We start from the raw sequence: 8,209 nt of genomic DNA on the forward strand, positions 1-8,209 counted from the left end.
CGCATGGCGATCGTGGTGATCGCCGTCGACCCCTGGAACGTGCGCACCGAGCCCGGCGACTTCGACGTCGAGATCTCGATCGACGACGACTGGAGCCACGCGTCACCGGCTTCGGACCTGTGGAGCGACGCGCTCGAGCGCACGCGGCTGGTCCTCCCGCGCTCGGCGCTGTCGGACGGATCGCACACGCTGCGACTGCGTGCCGCCGACGACGGCACGCTGATCCACGAGGGCCGCTTCGAGGTCCGCCGGCCCTAGGGCTCGACGCCCGTGCCCTCGATCAGGCGGATCCTCCGGTCGACGACCCCACCCGGCCAGACCTCGGTCCGTCCCGACGGCCACTGCACCTCGATCCGGTCGTAGCCTTCCGCGTCGCCCAGCCCGAAGTGCACACGCCACGGGAGCTCCGAGGCGTTCAGCACCCCGCCCTCTCCGCACCAGCGGACGAAGCGCTGCTCCCCGACGACGACGCTCACCCGTGCCCCGTGGCGCCCGCGCGGTGACTCCAGGTCGACCTGCAGCCACGATCCCGTGCGCGAGACGTTCTCGAAGAAACGGTCGCGGGTGATCGCGTAGGGTGCGCTCTCGGCGTAGTGCAACGTGCGCCCGAAGAGGAGGTCGAGATCGCCGTCGGCGTCGGCGTCGAACCAGACGGCGGCCGGTGAAGCGCCGACCAGATCCGGAACGGCGGCTCCGCGCAGAGCACCGAAGCGCGGGGTGTCGGCATCGGGTTCGAGCTGGCGGAAGAGTTCGGACGGGATCGAACGGGTGGCCGCGGCCCAGCGCGGCTGCAGTCCGTCGAGACGCCCGTCGTGATCGAAGTCGGCGAAGACCATGCCGCCGGTGTACGCGTAGCCGGCGAACAGTCCGGTCCGCTCGTCGGTCCGGTCGAAGCCTCCGTCCGCACGCTGGAGCAACAGCACGTTGCGACCACCGAAGTAGTCGCTCTGCCCCTGGAACAGATCGGCGCGGCCGTCGCCGTCGACGTCGGCGCGGGTGACCCCGTAGAAGGCCGGACCGGCGCGGGGGCCTTCGATCGGACGGACCGACCATTGCCCGGCGTCGTGGTGCACCGCGATCGCCGTTCCCACCCTGTCCCAGTAGGGCGCGCCGTCGATCAGCACGAACTCACGGTGACCATCGCCGTCGACGTCCTGCACGTCGGCGATCAGTCGCTCCTCGTGCGCCTGCAACGAGGGCAGCGGTTCCCGCCGCACCCACTCGAGTTCGAAATGCGGGCCGCGCAGGCACGCGATCCGGACTCCGCGCAGGTCGGCGCCCGGAGCGCGGGAGACGAACATCACGTCGAGGTGTCCGTCGCGGTCGGCGTCGAGCACGGCGAAGCCCGCTGCATCCTGCACGGCCTCGAAGGCGTCGGGCGCGAGAACGACCTCCTCGAACCGTCGGGCCACGTCCTGACGCCAGATCAGGATGGATCCCAGCTGTGCATCGCGAGGGCTCCACACCGAATTCACGAGGACGACGAGATCGGCATCGCCGTCGCGGTCGAGGTCCCGCCAGGTGTGGTGGACAATCGACTCGTCCCAGGGCGCGCGGGGGTGTCGCCGCCACCGGCCTCCGCCCTCGTTCCACCACAGCTGGCTCGGCGGGAGACGTTGCCCGTCCAGGGTCCGATCGGTGGAATCCTCCCCGAGGCGCCGGGGCCAGGTGACGGCCCGGGCGAAGAAGAGATCGATCCGGCCGTCGCCGTCGAGGTCGCGGGTGGTGACGCCGCGGATCAACCCCGGCTCGCACCACGGGACGTCGTCGGTGCGGTCGATCCATCGCACGTGGTCCGGCTGGTGCGGGATGGTTCCGACGGCGGTGAGGACCGTGTCGGCGGCCAGCTCCTCGAACAGCGGCACGGCGAAGTCCGGACGCCCGAAGGTCGTCTGCGCGTGGCCGGAACCGAGGTGCGAGGCGGCGAGAAATGCCGCCCCGAGGACGATTGCGTGTAAACGCGGAGGCTGCACGTGCGACTCCCTGAATGACGCCGGGTTCTCATGCTGCCCGGCGGCACGTCTCGGGGTCCGGGTGTCGAATCCACTCGTGGTGGCCATGGGAGCCGGCTCACCACGCGAGGGGTCACCCCGGGCCCCGTTCGACGTCCCGCGCGGCCCTTCCGGCTCCAGGACGACGACACACGGTGCGCAACCGCGGGAGACGGACGTCGCCCGCGGTTGCGTGTGCGCACCCTACTCCAGTCGACCACTGCGATCGACCCTCCAGACCGCGATTGACCGGCCGGTCCGGCGCCACCTACTCTGGACCGCCCCTGACCGGAGTTCTGTCACGGTGATCGGTCGTTCCCTCGCCCATTACGAGATCCTGTCGCTGCTCGGCGAAGGGGGCATGGGCACCGTCTACCGTGCCCGCGACACCAGACTCGGCCGCGACGTCGCCCTGAAGGTGCTCGACGATCGCCTCCTGCACAGCGACGAAGCACGCGCCCGCTTCGAGCGCGAAGCGCGGGCGGTGGCCACCCTGTCGCATCCGAACATCCTGGCGATCCACGACTTCGGCGAACACGACGGCGTGGTCTTCGCAGTGACCGAACTCCTCGAGGGCGAATCGCTGCAGCAGCGCCTTCGTCGAGGCCCCCTGCCCCTGCGCACGGCGCTGGACGTGGCGGCGCAGACGGCCGACGGACTGGCCGCCGCCCACGACCGGGGCGTGGTCCACCGCGACCTCAAGCCGGCGAATCTCTTCCTGACCCGCGAAGGGCGGATGAAGATCCTGGACTTCGGGCTGGCCAAGACGACCGTCGATCCGGGTGACGACACGGTGCTCGGCGCGGCCACCCACCAGACCACGCCCGGCACCGTGCTCGGGACCGTCCGGACCATGGCCCCCGAACAGGTGCGCGGCGAGGAGACCGATGCTCGTTCGGACATCTTCTCGTTCGGAACCGTACTGTGGGAGATGCTGTCGGGCGAGGCCGCCTTCGACCGCGGCTCGGCCGCCGACAGCATGAGCGCGATCCTCAACGAGGACCTGCCCGATCTGTCGACCACCGACGACCGCGTGCCCGCCTTCGTCGACCGCATCGTCCAGCGCTGCACCGAGAAGTCGCCGGAACAACGATTCCAGACGGCCCACGACCTGGCCTTCGCACTGCGCAGCGTGAGCGAGGCCTCGACACGCAGCACCCCGACGATCGACACCATCGCGCCGAAGCGCCGCCGCGTGCCCTTCGCCCTGGCGGCGGCCATGCTCGTCCTGGGCGGCGTCCTCGGGGCGGCGGCGGTGCACACCTTCGTCCCACCACCACCCGAGCCGGTGAAGATCCAACCGCTCACGCACTCCGGGCGCGATTCGTCGCCCGCTGCATCGCCCGACGGCCGCACCATCGCCTTCGTCTCGGACCGCGACGGCCGCTCGCGGATCTGGCTGCGGCAGATGAAGGGCGGTGTCGAAGCGCCGCTGACCGAGGGCAACGACTACGATCCGCAGTTCTCGCCAGACGGGACCTCGGTGCTGTTCCTGCGCGCGGAAGGAACCAGCGCCGCGGCGTACCGGATCCCGCTCGTGGGTGGCGCGCCGCGACGGCTGCTCGACGACGTGGTGGCGGTGCGCTGGTCGCCCGACGGCGAGACCCTGGCGGCGCTGCGTCTGGCCGGCGACGCGGCGGCTCCCACCACCATCGTCGAACTGCACGACCCGCGGACGGGCACCGCGCGCGAACTCGCCCGCTTCACCAGCCGCTTCGTCTACGGCCTGCGCTGGTCGCCCGACGGGCAGTGGATCACCGGTTCCTCGGTGAGCGCCGTGCTCAACACCGGCGACAATCGCATCGTGATGATCGATCGCGACACCGGTGAGGTCCGCACGGCATGGTCCAGCCCGCTGCGGTTGTCGTCGGCGGCCTGGACTCCCGACGGCCGCGCGCTCGTGGTGGCGCGCAGCACCAGCCTGCTCGGCGACAACTCCAGCCCGCTGGGCCTGGTGAAGCGGGTCGATCCCTTCTCGAACGAGACCGAATCGCTCTTCTGGATCCAGAGCGTGTACGGAGGCGGCGCCGACTACGTGCGGTTCGAGTTCCTGGGTGACGAACGGCTGATCTTCGACGAGATCCTGTGGCGGGGAAGCCTCGTGCGGGTGCCGATCGACGACGGCGATCCCCTGGCCCGCGGCACCCAGATCACCGGCGGCAACAGCCGCGATCGTCAGCCCGCGTTCTCCCCCGACGGCCGCACCATCGTGTTCTCGAGCAACCGCAGCGGCAACCTCGACCTGTGGACCATCGACACCACGACCGGCGAACTGCGGCAGGTGACCGACGATCGCGCCGACGACTGGGATCCCGCCTTCGACCACGACGGCAGCGAGATCCTGTGGAGCAGTAACCGCGGCGGCCACCTCGAGATCTGGGCCGCGCGCGCCGACGGCGGCGGTGCGCGGCAGATCAGCAGCGACGGCGTCGACGCCGAGAACCCGACGCAGACCCCCGACGGCGAGTGGGTCGTCTACGGAAGCGGCAATCCCGAGCGCAACGGGATCTGGAAGATGCGGACCGATGGCAGCGAGGAGGTGCAGGTCGCGGCCGGCTCGTTGTTCATCCCCGAGGTGTCCCCGACGGGCCGCTACGTGGCCTACATCGGAAACGACGTCGACGAGTCCAAGGCCATGGTCTTCGTGCGCGACCTCGAGACCACCGAACTCGTGTGGAGCGCCGACGCGCCCTTCCGTGGCCTGCAGGACGTGATCTCGGCCGGGCGTCCCCGATGGATGCCCGACGAGAGCGCGGTGCTGTTCGTCAGCTCGGAGAACAGCCAGCACTACGGCATCGTGGCCCAGGACTTCGAGCCCGGGGTCGACACCTCCGACACCCGACGTGTGGTCGTCGGATCGGACGAAGGCATCGACATCGAGTCGTTCGGAGTGGCGCCCGACGGCGCGTCGATCGTGGTCGCGCGCGTGGAACACCACCGCACGCTGAAGGTGGCCGAGGACTTCCGCTGATCGGTCGTCCCCGGCCCGTTCGCCACCGCGGTTCGCTTCCGCCGCGTGCTACCCGGTTCGGTCAGCCCGCGCGACGGCTCCGGCTGCGATTCCGGTTGCGGGGCGGGCGTCCGGAACGCGACCCCCGATTCTTCGGCGCTTGCTTCCTCGTGCCCCGGCGCTCGCCGCGGTCCCGGCTGTCTCCGCGATCCCGGCTGTCGCTCGCCGACGTGTGGCCTTCGAAGCCGTCGACCCGACGTCGCGGAATCGGACTGCCGATCATGCGCTCGGTCGCACGCACCCACGCGGCGTCGTCGCCGGTGACGAAGGTCCAGGCCACACCCTCGTTGTGCGAGCGGCCGGTGCGGCCGATGCGGTGCGTGTAGGCCTCGGGGGTGTTCGGCACGTCGAAGTTGATCACGTGCGACACGCCGCTCACGTCGATACCGCGGGCGACGATGTCGGTGGCCACGAGCACGGTGTACTCGCCGCGGCGGAAACCCTGCATGGCCCGATCGCGCTGGCCCTGCGACATGTTCCCCTGCAGACCGATCGCGCGGTGGCCCGCCTGGCTCAGCTGATGGGCCAGACGCTTCGCCCGGTGCTTGGTCCGCGTGAACACGATGGCCGAGCTGCAGTCCCTCGACCCCAGCAGATGATCGAGAAGCGGCCGCTTCTGTCGGTCGCCGACCATGCACAGGGCATGGTCCACCGTCGACACCGGGGCGCGATGAGCGAGTTCGACCACGTGCGGGTCGTCGAGGATCTCGTCGGCCAGGCGCCGGATCTCGGGCGGCATGGTCGCCGAGAACATCAGGTTCTGACGATCGCGCGGCAGCGCGGCCAGGATCTTCCGGATGTCGGGCAGGAAGCCCATGTCGAACATGTGGTCGGCCTCGTCGAGCACCAGGGCCTCGATCCTGTCCAGCCGCACCAGTTTCTGACCCATCAGATCGAGCAGGCGTCCCGGGCAGGCCACGATCACGTCGGGCTTCCGGCGCAGGGCGTCCGCCTGCTTCTTGATGGAGGTCCCGCCGAACACCGTCGCCACGCGCGCCTTCGTGAAGCGAGCGAGGGTCTGGAACTCGGCGGTGATCTGTGTGGCGAGTTCGCGCGTGGGCGCCAGGACCAGCACGCTCGGGCCCTCGCCGGGCTCGCTCACGATCCAGTCGAGTAGCGGCAGGGCGAAGGCGGCGGTCTTCCCGGTGCCCGTCTGGGCCAGTCCGAGCACGTCGCGGCCCTCGATGGCCGCGGGCATGGTGTCGTCCTGGATGGGGCGCGGGGTGTCGAATCCGGCCGCGCGGATGCCGCGCAGCACGTCGGTGTGCAGCCCGAAGCGGTCGAATCCGCTCGGGCCCTGGGTTCGGTCTTCGGTCATGGATGCTTTCCGGCCATGGCGTACGCGGACGTCGCGCACGGAGGGCCTGCGTTCCGGCCCGTACAACAGCGATGGGCAAGAAATTCGGTGGCGGCGTGGTCCCGGAGGGATGGTGGGACCCCTGTTGTCGCCGCGGGCGAGAGCGCCCGGAATGGATACACGGTAATGGACAAGCGATTCGCGTGCCACATCGGATGTCGCCGGGCGCGCGAAGGCCCCGGATCCGTCCGGACCCGGGGCCTCGATCGAGCAACGTGCCGGGCGGCCGCTACTTCACGAGCATCAACTTCTCGGTGACCGTCCCCGTGTCGGTGACGAGCATCGAGTAGTAGGTGCCCGAACCCACCGTACTCCCGGAACGATCGGTGCCGTTCCAGGTCACGGCGTGGTCGCCGGCCGGCAGCACCTCGTTGCGCAGCACGGTGACCAGGGCTCCGCGGGCGTTGAGGATCCGCAGTTCCACGCGCCCGGCCTGCGGCAGGGCGAAGCGGATCTCCGTGGCCGGGTTGAAGGGATTCGGCGCGACGGCCATCGACAGCGAGCGCGGCGCGACCACGGCGTCGAACTCGGCGTTCATCGAGGCCACCGGCTGCTCCACCGCACCCGACACCGGGCGGGCGGTGACCACCGTGCCGTCGCTGGCGAAGGAGGGCAGCTCGAGGTTCGAGCGCGAGCTCGGCTCGAGCCAGATCTCCGCCGGCGCGTCGTCGCGCACGCCGAGGACGACACGCATGAGCGTGAGTCCCTCCCCGGCCGCCACGCGACGCTCGGCACCGAAGCCGGCCAGGGCATCGGCGCCCTCGCCCAGCGACACCGCGGCGTCGACGAGCGTGCGGTCGTGCACGATCACGTTGTCCGACACGCGCAGGGCGAGGTCGAAGGCGGTCACGCCCTGCTCCACGGCCGCGCCGCGGGCCACGACCCAGGCCGTGGTGCGGGTGCCGGGTTCGAGCGAGGTGCTGGTCTTCGTGCCCTCGGCGTCGAAGTACACGCCGACGTCGGCGGCCGGGACGCCCGGACCGTCGGACGGGACGACCTCGCCACCGTCGGCGACCTCACGCGTGGTGGCCACCGGGCACGTCGACCCGAAGCCGATGGAGAACTCGCCGACGTCCGCCAGATCGACGTTGCCGTTGAACACCAGGTCGGCGGCGAAGTCGTAGGCGCCGGCGAAGGCGATCGCGAACTCGCCCACGTCGACCAGGTCCGCCGCCAGGTCTCCGGTGATGTCGGGACCGTTGACGAAGTACTCGAGTCCGGCCAGGCCGTCCGGGTAGCTGATCGACGTGACCGAAGGATCATCGACGGTCACCTGCATCAGCTCGCCCGTCGCACTGTGCCCACCAGCGAACAGCGCGCTCGAGATCGTGGTGAGACCGTTGACGTCGGTGTCGGCGTCGGCGGTGATCTCCTGCCCGGCGCACTGCGTCCATCCGCCGGCGGCGGCGACCAGGCCGATGTTCTGGGCCGGGAAGCCCGACACCGGCGCGCCGAACTCGTCGATCAGGCGCACCGAGATCGTCGCGTCGACGGCGACCGGGGGATCCCCGATCGTACCGCTCCACGTGAGCGCATTCGACAGCGCACGGCCCGTGCCGTCCGGCCGCGACTGCAGCGCCACCGGACCGTCGGTGAAACCATCGACGATCACCTGGATCTCCTGGGCGGCCTGCACCTCGAGATCGACCGCCACGTTCACGACCGGGTTGGCCGGGTCGTCACTGCTGATCACCAGGTCGCAGGTGTACAGCCCCGGCGCGAGACCGGTCGCGTCGACCGTCACGTTCACCACGCTCGACCCGCCCTGCGGCGTGATTCCGCTCGCCGGCGCGAACGACAGCCACGGGCACGGCGACGGGTCCTCTCCCACCGACCAGTTCAAATCGGCCG

General features: G+C 70.5%; 5 protein-coding genes. 2 read left to right on the forward strand and 3 right to left on the reverse strand.

Translation table 11 applies throughout. The annotated features are described in order from the left end of the window. The coding region (locus VKA86_10135) for a hypothetical protein (GenBank protein ID HKK71565.1) at nucleotides 1–258 on the forward strand (258 nt) is incomplete at its 5' end. Here VKA86_10135 and VKA86_10140 read toward each other — a convergent pair. Then, the gene (locus VKA86_10140) at nucleotides 255–1,973 is read right to left on the reverse strand and encodes a CRTAC1 family protein (protein HKK71566.1); all 1,719 of its coding nucleotides are present in this window, start codon (nucleotides 1,971–1,973) and stop codon (nucleotides 255–257) included. The two genes, VKA86_10135 and VKA86_10140, sit on opposite strands and share 4 nt — an antisense overlap. Before the next feature lie 322 nt (nucleotides 1,974–2,295). On the opposite strand from VKA86_10140, the gene VKA86_10145 reads away from it, so the two are divergent. Continuing rightward, complete coding sequence (locus VKA86_10145) at nucleotides 2,296–4,962, forward strand: protein kinase (protein HKK71567.1); 2,667 nt, start codon at nucleotides 2,296–2,298, stop codon at nucleotides 4,960–4,962. A gap of 61 nt (nucleotides 4,963–5,023) precedes the next feature. On the opposite strand, the gene VKA86_10150 is transcribed toward VKA86_10145, so the two are convergent. After that, complete coding sequence (locus VKA86_10150) at nucleotides 5,024–6,319, reverse strand: DEAD/DEAH box helicase (GenBank protein HKK71568.1); 1,296 nt, start codon at nucleotides 6,317–6,319, stop codon at nucleotides 5,024–5,026. Nucleotides 6,320–6,587: 268 nt separating this feature from the next. Next, nucleotides 6,588–8,209: FlgD immunoglobulin-like domain containing protein (locus VKA86_10155; GenBank protein HKK71569.1), on the reverse strand; the 1,622-nt coding region annotated here is incomplete at its 5' end.

The organism is Candidatus Krumholzibacteriia bacterium (assembly GCA_035268685.1).
Classification (GTDB): Bacteria; Krumholzibacteriota; Krumholzibacteriia; order JAJRXK01; family JAJRXK01; genus JAJRXK01.